Genomic DNA, 16,640 nt, shown 5'->3' with positions numbered 1-16,640 from the left:
GCCGCCGCGCGGCCTCCTCATACTCAACTAAAGCGAAGTGGCGCGCTTAGCCTTGATTTGGCGATGCGGTAGGCGAACATGCCCGCAATCATGGCCATAGCGAACAGAACGGTCTCCCAGCGCCCGGTGACGAGTGATGCGATCGCCGGGCCGGGGCAGAAACCGACTAGGCCCCATCCCAGGCCGAAGAGAACCGAGCCCAAGACGAGCCTGGCGTCTATAGAGCGGCTAGTCGGAACGTGAAATTCTGTATCGAAGGCCGGGCGTGATCGATATTGCTTAATCGCATAGGCTACGGACGAGGGGATCAACGCGCCGCCCATGACAAAGGCGAGAGACGGATCCCAGTCTCCGGCGACGTCGAGGAAGGCAAGCACGCGAGCCGGGTTGACCATGTCCGACACGACCAGGCCAATGCCGAAAAGAATGCCGCAGAAGATCGAAGCAAGGATACGGCTGGTCATCACAGCCCTCCAATCAGATGGCGCATCATGTAGACAGTCACTGCCGCAACCGCCATGAAAGTCGCTGTGGCAACGAGCGAACGCGGCGACAATCTTGCCAGACCGCAGACGCCGTGACCGCTGGTACAGCCCGAGCCCAGTCGTGTGCCGAAGCCTACGAGCAGGCCCCCGGCAATGAGAAGGATTGGCGACGATACGATCATCAACTCGGCATGCCGAATATAGGTGAACGCGATGCCAGCGCCGCCGACGATCCCGCCAATGAAGCCGATGCCCAGGGGACTGACGCCAGCACCCGTCCAGCCGAAGGCAGAGGCAGTCAAGCCGGATATGCCTGCGATGCGGCCGTCGAGTAGCAGGTAAAGTGCTGCTGACAGGCCGATCAGAAGGCCGCCGGAAAGCGGCCAGATGTAGTTCAAGTGAGACATGAGTGCCTACAGTGCGTTGATTGGAATCTTCAGATAGTGAATGCCGTTGTCCTCGGCCGGGGGTAGTTTGCCCCCACGCATGTTCACCTGCACGGAGGGGAGGATCAGCTTCGGCATCGCTAGCGTGGCATCGCGATCGTTGCGCATCTTGACGAAGTCGTCTTCGGTCACTCCCTCATGCACGTGGATGTTGCCTGTGCGTTCGGCGCCGATGGTCGTCTCCCAGGCGTAGTCGTCGCGCTTCGATGCCTTGTAATCATGGCACATGAACATGCGCGTCTCGTCGGGAAGTTGGGTCAGGCGCCTGATGGACCGGTAAAGCGTGCGGGCGTCACCACCCGGAAAGTCGCAGCGCGCCGTGCCGTAATCGGGCATGAACAGGGTGTCGCCGGGAAAGACGGCATCGCCGACGACGTAGGCCAGGCAGGCGGGCGTGTGGCCGGGAACGTGAAGAACCGTCGCATTCAGATCGCCGATCTTAAAGCGGTCGCCGTCCTGGAAGAGCTGGTCGAACTGGCTGCCGTCTCTTTGAAACTCCGTGCCGGCATTGAAGATCTTACCGAAGACCTCCTGGACGCGAACGATCTCGCGGCCGATGGCGAGCTGGCCGCCGAGTTCAACTTGAAGGAGCGGCGCGGCCGACAAGTGGTCGGCATGCGCATGCGTCTCGAGAAGCCATTGAACTTCGAGACTTTCGGATTTCACGTAATCGATAAGGGCACGAGCGGACACGTTTGTCGTTCGCCCGGATGCTGGGTCGTAGTCGAGCACACTGTCGATGATAGCGCAGGCGTTCGAGTTCGGATCGCGGACGACATGGCTGACGGTGAAGGTCGAAGGATCGAAGAATGATCGAACGTCAGGCCGCTTCGAATGATTTTGAAGAGCTTCCCGGACGATCCCGGACGCATGTGAAAGAGGGGTGTCTATAGCCGAGCTGGGCATGGCCTACTCCATTTGGTAAAGCTAAAATACATATTTACATTAAACATGCAAGCATGTACTTTGATGTCGAACGGCTTTGCGATACTGTCCGATAGACAGGGGTAGGAATGGACACGACGACTGAAAATATGGAGGCCGCGTCAGGGGCTTTGCGGATCAATGACAGGGCGCCGGGCTTTGTTGCGCGCTCCACAGGCGGGGAAGTGTCGCTCTCGAGCTATCGGGGACGATGGCTCTTGTTTTTCTCTCACCCGGCCGACTTCACCTCAGTGTGCACCAGCGAGCTAATCGCATTCGCTCGTGCCCATGAGAGCTTTTCCAAACTAAACTGCGACCTTCTCGGCCTGTCCATCGACAGCCTCTATTCTCACGTCGCTTGGCTGCGCGACATCGAGCACAGCTTTGGAGTGAAGGTTAAATTTCCGTTGATCGAAGATTCGGCGATGGTGATCGCCAGAGCCTATGGCATGTTGGATAGTTCTTCCGAAAATAGCGGGGCCGTGCGTGCCACCTACGTGGTCGATCCGAAGGGGATCATCCGGGCCATCGTCTGGTATCCGATGAATGTCGGGAGATCGGTAGGCGAGCTCCTCCGTCTTGTCGAGGCATTGCAGACCTCGGAAAGGGAAGGGGCTCTGACGCCCGAGGGCTGGAAGCATGGGGAAGCACTGCTTGAGCCTGCTGCGGCTTCAATGGATGAAGGCAACGACCTTCGCAAAGGCGAGTCCTGGTACTACCGGGAGCGACGCGGATGAGCGGCGCTGCTCTGGAAGAAATGCAGGAGAAGGCCGTTGAGGCTGCCGAGTTCATGCGACTGTTCAGCACACCAAGCCGGCTGATGCTTCTTTGCTGCATTGCGCAAAGAGAGCGTTCTGTCGGCGAGATCCAGGAAGAACTCGGTTTTAAGCAGCCGGCGCTTTCGCAGCAACTCGCGGAACTTCGCCAGGCGGGCGTGGTCGAGACCCGTCGCCACTCGCGCCAAGTCTACTACTCGATCTCCGATGGGCGCGTCGCGGCCGTCATGAGTATGCTCACGCAGATGTTCTGTGAGGTTGGACCGACAAGTGACGCGCAGATCGCGCCGGTTAGTCCCGCCAAACGACAATCCCGTGCGGGGGCCGGGGCTGCTATTCCGGGAGAAATGGCGCACTGGGCGCGACTGGAGAAGATGGACTGAATTTGGAGGGTGCCGGATGGAGATGCTCGGTTTCGAAGCGTCGCTCGACCATGCTCGGTAGGGCGCTAGCAGCCGTAGGCGATCAGGTGACCAACAGGACCGCCAAGGCATTCTGCGCCTGATCCAAGGGACTCGTTCTTCTGCAGTGATCCAAAAGTGATGATGGGGATGGGGTATCCGGACGAAATGCAAATCAAACAGAGGCGAAAATCCAGCTCATACCTGGGCGGCAGCGCCCCATGCGTCTCCCGTGTCCGCTTGGGTGCCACTCCAGGCGGTAGTTTCAAGGAAGATATGCAGAACCAATTGCAGTCACCACGGCCCACTCTCGATTTGATCGCGAAGACGTTGAGTTTTGACGATCGCCGCCCTAATGGCTTGCCAACATCTTCACGCCGCAAATGGAGGCGTCGCTCAGCGATCTGTTGTCACGACAGGAAGATATGGCGCTTGGATTGGGATCTATCTACACAGCCTCCTATTCTGGGCCCAAAGCTTCCTGCCTTTCAGTGCAGGACGCTGTCACAGACTAGGGGCGAAGAAAGAGAGCAACAGACTGGTTTCCGAGAACAAAATTGCCGTTCTTAAGCGGTTTCGGGTAGCTGTCAGGCTATGGTGGCGTTGGATAAAGGGGCAACCATCGGCTTCGAGCGCTAAGACAATGATATCCCAGGCACGCCACCAGTCGTACTGCGCAACACCATCGGTAACGATGTTCTTCGCCTTGATCGTGGCTTGGTTTACCTTGCTTGCGACATTCTACACTCATCCCACTATCGATATCAGCGTGTCCTCGGCGTTCTTCAGAGGGCCACTTTGCGCTGGGGCTCTTTCCGGGGTCGAATGCGGATATTTCCCGCTTCGTCGAATGGAAGTGTTCAAGGGTATTCGTTGGATGCTCTACCTCCTTCCATACGTCGCCGCGATGCTCATCGTTGTGATGGGATTGATCGGCGCCTTCTCGAGACAGCTGCGGGAACATCTACCGATGACGCGCCTTTTGGTGGCGTTGATCAGTCTTGGTGTCGGACCTGGCCTATTGGTGAATTCGTTCCTGAAGACTTTTTCCGGTAGACCGAGGCCCTTCCAAACGAATCTCTTTGGCGGAAATCTGGATTTTACTGCCGCCGGAACGTTCGTCGGCGAGTGCACCCGAAACTGCTCATTCGTGTCCGGAGAAGCGTCGGGAGCGGGCTGGCTGTTGTGCCTTCTTTTCTTGGTTCCGGCTAATGCTCGCGTGTGGATTGCACCGCCGTTGATTATTGCTTCCACAACCATGGCGGCTTTGCGTGTCGCGGTTGGATCTCACTACGCTTCCGACGCGCTTCTCGGGTGGCTTCTGGCGGTAATCGTATTCATGGGGATGCTTATTTTGGAAAGTAAGATCCTTGCCGGTTGGGATAGAAGTTCAAAAAAGGCGAGCGAGCGTTCTTTGCGGGGCCGGTGGCGTCGAACCTCCGTTGATGGGTCGCAAACAGCCCGCTCTGAAGGATCCTGCAAGCCCCAAGAAGTTGGTGGACTATTTCAGACCCGTTCCCTAAGAGGGGGCGGGGACATCACTTCGGGAGGATAGGCAGAAGTGAGTTCGATATACGACGTGTCCGACTGATTTTGCAAGATTCCAGTGAGTGCGGTGGCCCGATGACCAGCAGAGGGGCGCCGGTCTTCACCTTGTGCCGTTGAAATAGTCCATTCTGAGCTCTGGCCCATTGAGAGGACAGCAACCGTCTCCCAGACGAACAGATTAGGATCGAGGATGCGCACGGTGTGTTCGGCGAGAAACATCGCCCGCATTAGAATGAGAAGGTCAAGCGGGACAAAGACATTCTGCGCCTGTCCGAGCCGCGTCACTCGCAGGAAAGCTTCGGCCAGGGACCAGTCCTTGAGCGGCAGTGCGGCATAGTCGCCAATGATCTCCACAAGGCCGCGGCGAAACTCGCTTCGGTCCAGGTCTCCCCCCAGGATGCCAAGATCTATTGCGGCCTCAAGGAGCCAGTCGGCGTCCTGGCGAACGAAGGCCAAAGCAAAGGCGGCAAGCTTGCGGCGCATGGCCTTGTCAAGAAATCCGACGATCCCGAAATCGTGGAGGCAGAGCCGCCCGTCTTCAGTGATAAGGATGTTTCCCGGATGAGGGTCGCCGTGAAAGACGCCCTATACGAAAATTTGATGCAGATAGGCGTCGACGAAGTTTGCTGCGAGGCGAGGACCGGCGGATTTCAAAGATGCGTCGTCGATCCGCAGCCCGCTGCTCCGCTGCTGTACGATCACGGTCTCTGCGACCAGGTCGTCGACCACATCTGGAATTTCGAGCGCCGGCCAATCGGCGAAGGCCGCCACGAAGTGCCTGACGCTTCTTGCCTCGCGGCAAAAATCTATCTCCTTCAGGAGGTTTGTCCATATCTCCGTGATGATGCGCAGCGGCTGGTAGTGGCGCAGGCGCGGCATGATCACCGTAGCCACGCGCGCCAGCCAGAAGAGTGAACGCATGTCCTGATTGACCTGGCGTTTCAGGCCAGGCCGGCGAACCTTGACGATGACGCTTCGTCCGTCGTGCAAGTGTGCGGCGTGCACCTGCGCGACGGACGCCGCTGCAAGTGGCGTTTCCTCGAAGTCCGCAAACAACTCCGCTAGGGATTTGCCGAGGCCGTGCTCGATTTCTAGCACGGCGACGAGAGGAGAATGCCCTGATGATCACTGCATTGCTGCGTCCGGCCACGCTTGCCACTTTTGTCGCTGTCGCCAGCACCGTCGGCGCCGCCGCACAAACGACCGCGGTCGATCCGCATCATCCCAATCCGACGCTCGCCTGGGCGACGCCACCTTCCGGAATTCAAGGAATGTCATGGCAAGGCAGGCAGCGGAAGGCCCAAAAACATGGATCCGACGGCGTGGCCCACAGACTTTGATCCTGATCAAAGAACTCTGTCATTGTTCGCCTAGAATTCAATCGTTCTGGATCAGCGCAGTTGCTGGATGTCACAAGAGCGCTTGGCTCGTCCAAGTTAGACGGGGCAGTCGGCGGGAGGAGGTTGTTAACATGTCCGTCAGATTTCTCACCGCGTTTCTCAAATCCTCCGGCGAAAACGGCATCGTGATGCTCGAAAGCGGGGGCGAACAAAAGACGGTGCTGGTCGATCGAAAGGCTCTGATGGCGCTTGGATCGCCGCCACGCGCGGATGAAACACGTCTCCAGGAAAACGTGCAGACATTGTGCGATATCGCGGAGGCGAAGCTTCTGCACCCGGTCGCTATGGGGCGGTCCATCCGGATTAGTGAGGCCGACGTGACTGATTGGAAGCGGCGGCACCATTTGCGCTGACATCCCAACGCCTATCTTTCGCAGATGTTATGGGCGCATGTCTGCCCGTGCCAACAGGACGGCGAGACGGTGCCCGAGGAAGTCCAAATATTCATACCTCTGGCCGTTGCCGCCTATGGCGGAATTCGGCACGACCTATCGCAGCCGCCTCACCCCCGCGATTGATTTCGCTTGAGGGGGGACTTGACCCCGGCGTTGTACAGGCGTCCGCGCAAATCTCGACGAACTATTTTGCGAGAGGGCTGTCGAGACATGCGGTGGGTTCAAGCCGGTTCCCGATCGCGACTTTCCATACGCGAGGTCATATGAGGCTAGGTTTGGGACCACTCCGATCATTCGGACCGCCCATTCAGGCGCAGATGCGTTGGCTGCGATGGCGGAGAAGAAATCTTCACAGTTCGTCAATGTGACATGAGGACAGGTAAAAGAGGTACGTGCAAGACGCCATCGGTTGCTCCTCCAAGGACAAAATCTCGCAACCTCGAGTGCCCAAATCCTCCCATCACCAGAATATCGGCGCCAAGTTCCAACGCGGCCTGCTGAATGCTGAGGCCGATGGATGACGAGGTGAACCGAGCTACCGTGGCGCTGGCATTGACACCGCCCGAAACCAAGATCTCAGCAAGATGTGCCCCGGTCGTCTCCGGCAGCGGCTTTTCGCCCGTCAGAGACAACACCGAGACACGCCGGGCCATGCGAATGAGCGGCCTTGCATCGTTGACCGCCCGAGCGGCTGCTCGGCTTCCGTCCCAGGCAATAACCAAATGGTCGATTGGGCCTGCAAGGGTCTTGTTGGGAAAGATGATGGCCGGCCGGCCGGAGCCGAATATCACTGCTTCGGCAATGGTACGGGTATCCGGAACGTCCGGGATACATTCGAGAATAGTCAGATCGAAAAACCGTGCTTCGGCGGCCGCCGTCTCGTGCAATAGAGGCAAGCTGATTTTGACTGTTCGGCAAAATAATCCGATCTTGGCATTCGCTCCGAGATTGGTCGCCGCTTCAACCAGTTTTGCGGCGCGATTTGCGCTCAAAGCTTCGGCCTGCTCGATCATCTTCGGGGTATCCAGCAGCAACGACGACCATTCCTTGGGAATGTGCGGGATCACGACTCTTAATGCGCATACGTGAAGATTTGCGCCACAGTACCCCGCAAAGGCTACAGCGTTGGAAATGATCAATTCAGAACTTGAATAGGGATAGGTCGCTAGCGGAAGAAAATACTGTGCCTTCATGTCCTACTGCACCTCTCGGAGACCGCAACTATTATAATTATCTATCTGTTTTGGCAGCTCGGCATTGATGTAACGCAATTGCGCGAATGCCGAAGAAGCCGACAGGAAGTTCGCACAGGCTGCCTTTTGACTGGAAGTCTTCGTAAGTTGATCGTAGTCAAATCCTTGATGGCCGAGGTCCAGTATTGAATTCGGGAGGACGAGCCTTTGACAATGGGAGCGCGAAGTGAATCAACCACGGCCGAAACCGCGGGGATGCAGCCCAGACTCGCACGCACGCCAAGCTTGGCGCACGCCGTGCTCGTGATCGACATTATGCTCTTCTGTTAATCTCGCACTCATCACGTCAAATCGGTTTTGTCTTGGAGACACTCATGGGCAGACTGCATTCCGAACATCACCTGATCTCCCGCATCGGCTGGCTCCGGGCAGCCGTCCTCGGCGCAAACGACGGAATCGTCTCGACGGCGAGCCTGATCATGGGCGTCGCCACCGCGTCGGCGGAACCGTCACAGATCCTGGTGGCGGGCGTCGCGGGTCTGGCCGCGGGCGCGATGTCGATGGCGGCCGGCGAATATGTGTCGGTGAGTTCGCAGGCGGATACTGAGGAAGCCGATCTTGCGCGGGAGCGGATGGAGTTGGAGACGCAGCCCGAAGCGGAGCTCGAGGAACTGACGCAAATCTATGTCAAACGCGGTCTCACCCAAGAGCTGGCCAGGCAAGTCGCGACCCAACTGACCCGTGATGATGCTCTCGACGCGCATTCGCGCGATGAACTCGGTATTGTTGATCACACGGCGGCCCGGCCCGTTCAGGCAGCGCTGACGTCGGCTGCCACGTTCGCCGTAGGGGCCGCATTGCCCCTTCTTACGGTCGTCCTTTCACCCACCTCGATGCTCATCTACACCGTTGCAGCCGCTTCTTTGGCCTTCCTCGCGCTGCTGGGCGCAATCGGTGCGAAAGCGGGCGGCGCGAACGTCTGGCGAGCCACCACCCGGGTCACTTTCTGGGGTGCCTTCGCCATGGCATTGACGGCTGGAATCGGTGCGCTGGTTGGCACTGCGGTCTGAGAGGCGGCCTCAACCCACTCTACCTTTCTACACGCCTGGCTTGTCGGACGAAGTGAGCTTCTTCCGATGCTGCGGTTCGCGTCGCGCAATGAACGAGAAGCCGATCCAAGTTCTCTGGTCGGCGCAGGCTGTTTGGATCCACAATCAGAACGGCTTGGGAAGCCGGCTCTCGCAATATCCGATGTCAAACCTCCGCCACCGCGTCGGCGAGCATCGAGCGGACCTTGCCTGCCAGAAGGCTCAGCCTTTCATTGTCGATCGAATGCATCGACGCGACCGGATCGATGGCGCTCACCACGACCTCGCCGCCACCGACGTCGCGCACGATGACATTGCACGGCAGCATGGCTCCGATCTTCGGCTCCAGTTTCATCGCCTCGAACGCCATGTGCGGATTGCAGGCTCCGAGGATGAGGTAGTCGTCGATGTCGACCTCGATCTTCTTCTTCATGGTTGCCTTGACATCGATCTCCGTCAGAACACCGAAACCGTGCCTTGAAAGAGCGGATTTCGTCCTGCGGACGGCATCGTCGAAACTGGTTGCCGACAAGGTTCTATCCAGCGTGTAGGTCATACGATATCTCCTTTGGCAGTTGGACGTCTCAACATAGACTTTCCGCATCTCTCCTTGAGCCGTTATCATCGCCGAGCATGGAACTGTTTTTTAGGATACGATGAATGCCGGGTTCAAACGTTGCGATGGATCAAACCACAAGCCGCAATGCCGATGAAATGCTGAGGATCGAGCCGCCCGACCCGAGAGCAAGGGTTCTTTCAGTACGATTGGCTCATTTCAGGGCTCATAACCGTTGAGCTTTTGAGCTGGCTGTTTCGCGGCGCCGATCAGCGCGCAAACAGGCCGCATCCGATCCCTTTCGACTGGTCGTGCTCGATGAAGAGAACCGGCAGCCCAAACGTTTCGGCGAGCGCAAGACCACGTGCTTCGCCGAGAACCATCATCGCCGTCGCCCAGGCGTCGGCGCTCATACAATCGCAGGCGATCACGGTAGCGGACGCGGGCGGATGCCTGAGCGGCATGCCGAGGTGCGGGTCTATGGTGTGCGACAGACGGCGGCCGCCGACATCGATCCAGTGCCGATAGTCGCCTGACGTCGCAACGGCGGCATCTTCTAGCACGAGGACGGAATGCGCGGCACGCGTTTCCACGTTTGGCATTTCGACGGCGACGGTCCAGCCGCGACCGTCGGGCTGTGTGCCAAGCGCTCGCAGTTCGCCGTCGATGGCGAACAGGCCGGCTTCGATACCGAGCTGGCGCGCAGCCCGGGTCAGTTGATCGACGCCATAACCCTTAGCGATGCCATTGAGATCGAAGCACATCTCTGAGTGCTTGCGGGCGCGTCCGGCGGCCTTGTCTAGCTCCAGAACATCATAGGCGGGGCTGCGTCTCGCTAGACGGGCGGTCTTGATCCGGCCCTCGCTTGCGTCCGCCGGGCCGAAACCCCAGGCGGAGACGGCGTCACCCATGCCGATATCGAAAGCGCCGCCCGAGGCCTGGCCGATTTTAAGACCCGTTCCCAGCACAGTAAGCAGGCTGTCGGGCAGAGAAACCCATTCACCGGGCTTTGCGGCACTCAAGCGGCTAAGGTCGCTTTCAGGCCGCCAGGTGGACATTTGTTCGTCGACTTCCGTCACGGCGTCGGCCATCGCCTTGCGGGCGCGGTGGACATCGAAATCCGATGGCATGTGAAAGAGGGCTGACCAGCGCGTGCCCATAGTCGGACCGTTCATCGCGTAGCGCGTCATGTCAGTACACGTCCTCGGCATAGCGACCATTGGCTTTCAGGACCGCGAGGTTGAAACCCTGTGGCGCGAGAATGTCGGCGAGCACGGTTGCAACAGCCGCCGCCATGTCCCGACTCCCGCAGATGAGAACCTGACCGCCCGCAGCGATAAGCTTGCCGATTCGCTCGGCATCCTTGCACAGGATATCCTGCACATAGACCGGGTTGGCGGTTCGCGAGAAAGCGGTCGAGACCGAGGTCAGCCGGCCGTCCTTGTTCCAGTTGGAAAGTTCCTCCGCGTAGAGCGCATCGCTAGCTGGATGGCGGGTTCCGAAATAGAGATGCATGGGACGGCATCCCCGGTTTCCGCGGGCAAAGCCGGCTAGCGGACCGATCCCCGCGCCAGCGCCGATGAGGATGACGGGCTTGCGTCCGCGCGCCGGACGGAACGCCGGGTTTGGACGCACGAAGGCCGCAATAGTCTCGCCCGGTTCCAGCGCGGTGAGTTGGTTGGAGCAAAGCCCTCCGACTTGCTTGCGGACACAGATTTCGAGAAAGCCATCTTTCATACCGGAAGCAAGCGAGTAGAATCGCGGCAGATCCGAGCCTTGTGGCACGATGCCGATCAGGTCTCCGGCCTCAAACCGCGAGAAGCCCTTGCCCGTTAGACGCTGCCAAAGCGATATCTTCGGAAGGGCAAAGCGCAGGATGGCGGTTGTCGCCTGTACGCTTGCTCCATAATCGCGGCGAGATATGACCGGCAATCTCCAGGTCTTCGGAGCGGTCGGTTGGTGGTTCAGCTCGAAAACGAGGCCAAGCGTTTCAGCCAGGCGCCGCCCCCAACGGGCGAAATCCTGTGGCGATTGTCGATCTACCGTGTCGAAGGGGCTAAGGACGGCCCAGCCCTTGTCCTCAGCGATCCTCGCGATCTCGGTGGCGAAACCGCAGAAGGCCGGGAAGCTGCGATCGCCGAAACCGAGCACGGCGAGCGGCAGGCCGGGCATTGCCGGCACACGCTCGAAGCGTTCGACGAATTCCTTGGAGGCTGCAGGCGCCGTGCCATCGCCATAGGTGGCGGCGAACAGAATGACACGCCGCGCCTTTGGCCAGTGGGCCGGCTCGAAATTGGACATCGGGCCGACATGAACGCAAAGACCCTGTGCGGAAAGAGCAGTCTGCAGCGTATTGGCGAAGCCCCAGGTCGTTCCGTTCTCACTGCCGACTAGCAGGATCGTATCGGCCTCGTCGGCGGCAACCGAGGCTGCCTTGGGGTTGCGGCGCCCCCTCAGCCAGACAATCATGCCAGTCCAGCCAAGGACGGGTACCGCAAGCGCAGAGAACCCGAGGACGAGCCCAAGCCACGCCACGCCGCGCCCGGTGTGCAGCATGGTCATGAGGCGTGTGACCTTGTCGACCCAGCCGGCGTCAGACCAAGCCAGCAGCGCACCGTTGCCCTGGTCGATGTAAGCTTCTCCTCCTGTTTTCTTGAGTGTGAAAACGTCCGTTGAGTCGCCGGTGGCAGGGAAGTTAAGCGAGAGCAGGTCATCGACCATAGTCTCTTGAAGCAGGGCGACAGAGGTAAGGGCCACGCCGGTCTTGCCGCTGACGTTGGCCGGGAAGGCCGGCGCATTCGCGCCTTCCGGCAATAGCCCGAAAACAGCAGCCGTCATCCAGAACGCGGTGAGCGCGGAGAGGAAGAGGCCGGGCAGGGCAAGGCGTGAGACGACGGCGTGTAAGCGTCCATCGCCGTAGCCGCGAACGGATGTCAGGACGGACCGCCAGCCGCCGGCGCGCCGCGCCATCAGGAATAGCCCGGAGATTGCAAGGGCAAGCACAACCGCTGCACTGCCAGCAGTTATGAAGCGTCCGGGATCGTCCAAGAAAAGCGAACGATGAAGATTGGTCAACCAACGCTCCAGCTCCGAGGTGCCGGCGCTGCCGACCGGCTGGCCAGTGGCAGGGTCGATGACAGCGGAGGCGGGTTGGTCGCCTTCGTAGTAATAGGCGGTGATCCGCCCAGACGGCGCGCGCCTGATCTGTTCGACCGTAGGTTCTGACGCCTGGACTCGCGTGGCGAGTTCCGCGACGCTGATACGCTGCGCCGCAGGTGTGGTGAGCGCCTCTGCGGCTGGGAAGATCGAGAGTGCGGCGCCGCTCAGCGCGACGACGGTGAGAAGGACGGTAGCGATCAGTCCGAAGCAGCGGTGGAGCGAGCGACTCATGACAGGTGTCCCTTCTCCTCAACGCACGTAGGTGAAGGCGGCGATGTAGCGCGTACCTTTCACGTTCTGGCCCGAGCCGCCCGACGTCAGCGGCACCACGATCTCATTCGGACTGTCGCGCATGTCCTCCACGGCGGAATCGATGTGAAGCTGATAGCCGGCATCGAACAGCGTATCGGCAAGGTCGACCGTGACCTTAAGCGAACGACCCGCCCCAACGCTGGCGCCCGTAATGCCGTTGATCTCGCCGATGTCACCGCCGGTGGCACGGTACCAGCCGCCGAGATGCTCGTAGTATCTAGTCTTGCCGCCCGCCATCCAGAGACTGCCGACATACTTGCCTTGCGCATCGGTGACGTAATAGGCAACGTAGGCGCCATCACCGCCGTAGCTGCGCATGTTGGTGGTGAAGGTCACCTCGCGGGCCATGGCAAGGCCGGGAACGGTAAGGGCCGTAGTGACAGCAAGCAGGGCAATGAAGGACTTCATTCTCATTTATCGTCTCCTTGGTCGGACTTGGCGGTTCAGTTCGTCTGGGCGCGCGGCTTGGAGCCAGGCGTGAACAGGCCGTTGCTTGGCGGGGTGGCGTTCTGCTGCTGCAAGACGCCGCCTCGACCGCAGGAATTTTCATCCTCGTCTTCGCAGTCGTCGGCGGCGTAGCGGCCATTGTCGTCATGACGGAGGCGATGTTCCTGGTGATCATCGTCCTCGTTCTCTTGATACCCGGCCAATATGGCCCCAGTGGTCTTCGCTGCGGGGAACGGCATCGCGAGACTGCCCAGGGGGGCGAGAAAGCCTATGCCGGCGCACGCGGCCAGAAGAAGTTTGCGGTATGTCATAAGTGATCTCCAGTTGGGCATCTGACGGGGATTTCGGGCTGATCAATTGCGTCCTAAGCTGACCGCCACCTGACAATTGGCGCGACAGCGCTTCAGGTTCCCGTAAGCTGGCGGGTGGACTACGGGGCCAAAGAGAGGCAGAGAGGAAAGATTGCGATGCGGGTTCTGCTGATCGAGGACGATACGGCGCTTGGTGCGGCCATTCGCGACCAGATCGCCGCCGATGGGCATTCCGTCGATTGGGTCAACCGGCTCGACCAGGCAGGCGATGCGATCGTTGCGGCTGCCTATGATCTGGTGCTGCTCGATCTGATGCTGCCCGATGGGCTCGGCGTTCCCTTCCTGAAGGGATTGCGCGGGCGGGGCGACGTGACGCCGGTTATGATCCTGACAGCGCTCGATCAGGTCTCTGACCGTATTGCCGGACTGAACGCCGGCGCTGATGATTACATGGTGAAGCCCTTCGACCTTGCAGAACTATCGGCCCGCATCGGATCGGTGGCGCGCCGTTATGCCGGCAACCCAAATCCGAACATCACGCTCGGTCCGCTCGCCATCGATCTCGCGGCCAGAAGCGTCGCGTTGAATGGCAAGCCCGTTGCTCTTACGGCGCGAGAATGGGTCCTGTTTGAGGCCTTTCTGCAACGTCCCTCCCAGCTCCTATCAAAGGCACAGCTCGAGGAGCGGCTCTATTCCTTCGATACGGAAATCGACAGCAACGCCATCGAGGTCCATGTCAGCCGGTTGCGCAAGAAACTCGGCGCTCATGTGATCGAGACCGAGCGCGGCCTCGGTTATCGGCTGGGGCAACCGTGAAGATCGGCGCTTCGCTTCAGACGCGCCTGGCACTTGCCATCGGGCTTTCAGTGACGCTTCTGTGGTTGGCGGCGGCGGCGCTCACGGCGCACCGCCTTGGCGGGGAAATGCAAGAGGTGTTCGACGACGGGCTGAAGGCCACGGCGCTGCGCGTTTTGCCGATTGCCCGGCACGACTTGCGTGAAGGCGACGAACGTGGCGATCCTGTAGAACATGATGGTAACGAGGAAGGCGACCATGGCGAGAGGCGCATCGGCCGCGAGGCGCGGTATGGCGAGGACGTAACTTTTGTCGTGCGTGACCGCAACGGGAGGGTTCTTCTCGCCTCCGCAGGCGCGGATGCCTCCATCTTTCCGCCGTTTGTCAAGCCTGGTTTTCTGCGCACCGAAACGCACCAACTCTATTACGATGCTAGCGTCGATGGCGGCCTGACGATTGCCGTTGCCGAACCGCTGGATCGTCGCACGGAGCTTTCCCGCAAGATGCTGCTGGGGCTTCTGCTGCCGTTGATCGTGATGATCCCATTCAGTCTTCTCGCAATCGTTCTGGCGGTGCGCCGTTCCTTGCGCCCTGTACGCTTGCTTCGACAAGAGCTTGCCCGCCGCGGTGCGCAGGACCTGTCGCCCCTACCAGATGGCGGTCTGCCGAGCGAGCTTCGCCCGATCTCGGCAGGCGTCAATCAATTGCTGGACCGTCTGACGGCGGCGTTCAATGCCGAGCGCGCCTTTGCAGCGAACGCGGCGCACGAGCTGCGCACGCCGGTTGCAGGCGCGATCGCGCAGGCTCAGCGCATTCGGACTGAAACCGGCGAGGAATTAACGGGCCAGCGGGCAACAGAGATAGAGACCACGCTGAAGCGACTGATGCGCACGTCGGAAAAGTTGATGCAACTCGCCCGCGCCGAAGGAGGACGGCTGCAAACAGACGAGCCCTCCGATCTGAGACCTGTCCTGGAGATGATCGTCGAGGGTTTCACGCGGACTGGAGAGGGACGGATCCTGCTGACCCTTCCGGAAGAACCGGTTCTTTCCAGGTTAGACCCCGACGCCGTTGGCATTCTGTTTCGAAACCTGATTGAAAATGCGCTGAAACACGGGGCTCAGAATGGTTTAGTCGAGGTCGCGTTGCAGACAGACGGCTTACTTTGCGTCGCCAATGACGGCGCGGTCCTGTCCGCCGATGCCACGGAGAGGCTGGGGAAGCGGTTCGCGCGCGGTGGGGGAAAGGTCGGCGGTAGCGGCTTGGGATTCTCCATCGTAAAGGCAATCGCCGACCGCACAGGCATGAGTTTGAAAGTCGTTTCCCCGAGGCCGCTCAAGCATGAAGGCGTACAGATCCAGGTAACGCTGCCTCTCGCCTGACTTTCGCGGGAACCGACAAAAAGAGACGAACAAAGGAGCTGCCGATCCCTGATCGAGTTTTGACCTCCGGGATTGAGCGCCTGAACTAGCGGCGCTAAGCGCTCTGTCGAGGTGTGGCCAAGAAATCGCCGAAGATTATTTCTCCTTACGACTGCAGACATGCGACGGCATCTGCGACGTGGACGATTTTCCCGAGTATGATATCCGTTAACACGTTTCTATGATCGCATTCTAGCTCAGGCTGAACATCGTGATGCCCACGGCCGCCATGCAGCTGGTGGCCAACCATCCCATTACGGGCAGTCCAAATGAGGCGACGAACTGCCCCGTTTCGTCCTTCCGGAAAACCGTGATCATCATTGCCGCTCGGAGATCGCGCCTTTGAGGACAGCGTTCCAGAAACGGCACCCGTATGATGCTGGCTGGGTCTTGCGTTTGCAAAGTTGCTGAATCGACTGGCTTCGGATCCACGTCTGAAGCTCAATCCGAATTAGCCTGTCTCGACCGTCTCTCCGAGCCGCCCAGCCCCTGCGAGTCGGGCGTCTGAGCCAGGTTCAAATCCTCCGGAAAAACATAGATCCTCTCGAGCATTCGGTCGCGCAGATCCAGTTCGCTGAGGAGGGCTGGGCGACGATCGTCAGGCAGAACCTGTGATGCAAATTCGATCACCGCGCGAAATCGACGGGCGATCTGGAAGTTTTCAGCGCCGTAGAGGCCGATCTCGCTGAAGGTTAACTGCACGAAATCCTCCCAGTTCGTCGTTCTGCAGATCAGCCGCAACTTGCCGGACTTGCTCCTCATCTCATCGCCGAGCAGGTGCCTTCCACTGACGAAGCATAGGAGACGTTGAAGCTGGTCGATCGCAAGGACGGCTGTCGTTGCCTTCGGCGACCATCCGCATCACATCGCTGTAAGGGATATGTGCGATGTCGCGCGAGGCCGCCAGCCAGAATGCGACCGATCCCCCCGATCGCCAGAGCTGTGACCAGATGTCCGATCCGTATGACCCTCTCGCGTTTCAT

Annotated in this window: 17 protein-coding genes and 2 pseudogenes; 8 read left to right on the top strand and 11 right to left on the bottom strand. The window is 59.7% G+C overall.

Features of this window, described 5'->3' with window-relative positions:
• Positions 1 to 23: 23 nt before the first annotated feature.
• From IB244_RS19045 to IB244_RS19035, 3 genes are read right to left on the bottom strand one after another with little or no spacing between them, the layout of a single operon-like run.
• On the bottom strand, positions 24 to 464 hold the full coding sequence (locus tag IB244_RS19045) for a YeeE/YedE family protein (RefSeq protein ID WP_169683019.1): 441 nt from the start codon (positions 462 to 464) through the stop codon (positions 24 to 26).
• A complete protein-coding gene (locus tag IB244_RS19040) occupies positions 464 to 892 on the bottom strand; it encodes a YeeE/YedE family protein (RefSeq protein WP_025662572.1) in 429 nt (142 codons plus the stop codon). The genes IB244_RS19045 and IB244_RS19040 overlap by 1 nt, the downstream gene beginning before the upstream one ends.
• Positions 893 to 898: 6 nt before the next feature.
• Positions 899 to 1,837, bottom strand: a complete 939-nt coding sequence (locus tag IB244_RS19035) for an MBL fold metallo-hydrolase (protein ID WP_169683017.1) — start codon at positions 1,835 to 1,837, stop codon at positions 899 to 901.
• A gap of 107 nt (positions 1,838 to 1,944) precedes the next feature.
• Between IB244_RS19035 and IB244_RS19030 the strand changes: the two genes are divergently transcribed.
• The 3 genes from IB244_RS19030 to IB244_RS19020 all read left to right on the top strand — a co-directional run bounded on the left by IB244_RS19030 (position 1,945) and on the right by IB244_RS19020 (position 4,587).
• On the top strand, positions 1,945 to 2,592 hold the full coding sequence (locus IB244_RS19030; protein WP_169683014.1) for a peroxiredoxin: 648 nt from the start codon (positions 1,945 to 1,947) through the stop codon (positions 2,590 to 2,592).
• On the top strand, positions 2,589 to 3,014 hold the full coding sequence (locus IB244_RS19025) for an ArsR/SmtB family transcription factor (protein ID WP_169683012.1): 426 nt from the start codon (positions 2,589 to 2,591) through the stop codon (positions 3,012 to 3,014). The genes IB244_RS19030 and IB244_RS19025 overlap by 4 nt, the downstream gene beginning before the upstream one ends.
• Positions 3,015 to 3,675: 661 nt before the next feature.
• Positions 3,676 to 4,587, top strand: a complete 912-nt coding sequence (locus IB244_RS19020) for a phosphatase PAP2 family protein (protein ID WP_246733763.1) — start codon at positions 3,676 to 3,678, stop codon at positions 4,585 to 4,587.
• Here IB244_RS19020 and IB244_RS19015 read toward each other — a convergent pair.
• A pseudogene (locus tag IB244_RS19015) lies at positions 4,539 to 5,678 on the bottom strand (ABC1 kinase family protein). The gene IB244_RS19020 and the pseudogene IB244_RS19015 overlap by 49 nt on opposite strands.
• A 23-nt stretch (positions 5,679 to 5,701) precedes the next feature.
• Here IB244_RS19015 and IB244_RS19010 point away from each other — a divergent pair.
• Entirely contained in the window at positions 5,702 to 5,920 is a 219-nt protein-coding gene (locus tag IB244_RS19010) for a hypothetical protein (RefSeq protein WP_169683010.1), read from the top strand.
• Positions 5,921 to 6,051: 131 nt separating this feature from the next.
• Positions 6,052 to 6,333: a hypothetical protein gene (locus IB244_RS19005; RefSeq protein WP_169683008.1), complete on the top strand. Its 282-nt coding sequence runs from the start codon at positions 6,052 to 6,054 to the stop codon at positions 6,331 to 6,333.
• Between the two features lie 401 nt (positions 6,334 to 6,734).
• On the opposite strand, the gene IB244_RS19000 is transcribed toward IB244_RS19005, so the two are convergent.
• Entirely contained in the window at positions 6,735 to 7,568 is an 834-nt protein-coding gene (locus tag IB244_RS19000; RefSeq protein ID WP_169683006.1) for a universal stress protein, read from the bottom strand.
• 374 nt (positions 7,569 to 7,942) lie between these two features.
• Here IB244_RS19000 and IB244_RS18995 point away from each other — a divergent pair, with 374 nt between their 5' ends.
• Entirely contained in the window at positions 7,943 to 8,638 is a 696-nt protein-coding gene (locus tag IB244_RS18995) for a VIT family protein (protein WP_113164025.1), read from the top strand.
• Between the two features lie 184 nt (positions 8,639 to 8,822).
• Here the strand turns inward: IB244_RS18995 and IB244_RS18990 are convergent, their stop codons facing one another.
• The 5 genes from IB244_RS18990 to IB244_RS18970 all read right to left on the bottom strand — a co-directional run bounded on the left by IB244_RS18990 (position 8,823) and on the right by IB244_RS18970 (position 13,441).
• Complete coding sequence (locus tag IB244_RS18990; protein WP_169683004.1) at positions 8,823 to 9,212, bottom strand: DUF302 domain-containing protein; 390 nt, start codon at positions 9,210 to 9,212, stop codon at positions 8,823 to 8,825.
• A 269-nt stretch (positions 9,213 to 9,481) separates the two neighbouring features.
• Entirely contained in the window at positions 9,482 to 10,402 is a 921-nt protein-coding gene (locus tag IB244_RS18985) for an FAD:protein FMN transferase (protein WP_169683002.1), read from the bottom strand.
• A gap of 1 nt (position 10,403) precedes the next feature.
• On the bottom strand, positions 10,404 to 12,602 hold the full coding sequence (locus IB244_RS18980) for a PepSY domain-containing protein (RefSeq protein ID WP_169683000.1): 2,199 nt from the start codon (positions 12,600 to 12,602) through the stop codon (positions 10,404 to 10,406).
• Between the two features lie 18 nt (positions 12,603 to 12,620).
• A complete protein-coding gene (locus IB244_RS18975; RefSeq protein ID WP_025662080.1) occupies positions 12,621 to 13,091 on the bottom strand; it encodes a DUF2271 domain-containing protein in 471 nt (156 codons plus the stop codon).
• A gap of 35 nt (positions 13,092 to 13,126) precedes the next feature.
• Entirely contained in the window at positions 13,127 to 13,441 is a 315-nt protein-coding gene (locus tag IB244_RS18970) for a hypothetical protein (RefSeq protein ID WP_169682998.1), read from the bottom strand.
• 156 nt (positions 13,442 to 13,597) lie between these two features.
• Between IB244_RS18970 and IB244_RS18965 the strand changes: the two genes are divergently transcribed.
• Complete coding sequence (locus IB244_RS18965; RefSeq protein ID WP_169682996.1) at positions 13,598 to 14,257, top strand: response regulator transcription factor; 660 nt, start codon at positions 13,598 to 13,600, stop codon at positions 14,255 to 14,257.
• Positions 14,254 to 15,618 (top strand): ATP-binding protein, encoded by a 1,365-nt coding sequence (locus IB244_RS18960; protein WP_169682994.1) that lies wholly within the window; start codon positions 14,254 to 14,256, stop codon positions 15,616 to 15,618. Before IB244_RS18965 ends, IB244_RS18960 begins: the two co-directional genes overlap by 4 nt.
• 480 nt (positions 15,619 to 16,098) lie before the next feature.
• Here IB244_RS18960 and IB244_RS18955 read toward each other — a convergent pair.
• Positions 16,099 to 16,485, bottom strand: a pseudogene (locus IB244_RS18955) (DUF2254 family protein); the annotation flags it as partial.
• Between the last annotated feature and the right edge of the window lie 155 nt (positions 16,486 to 16,640).

The sequence above is a fragment of the Rhizobium sp. RHZ02 genome (assembly GCF_014851575.1).
Classification (GTDB): Bacteria; Pseudomonadota; Alphaproteobacteria; order Rhizobiales; family Rhizobiaceae; genus Rhizobium; species Rhizobium altiplani.
This window is presented reverse-complemented; position numbering and strand designations above follow the sequence as displayed.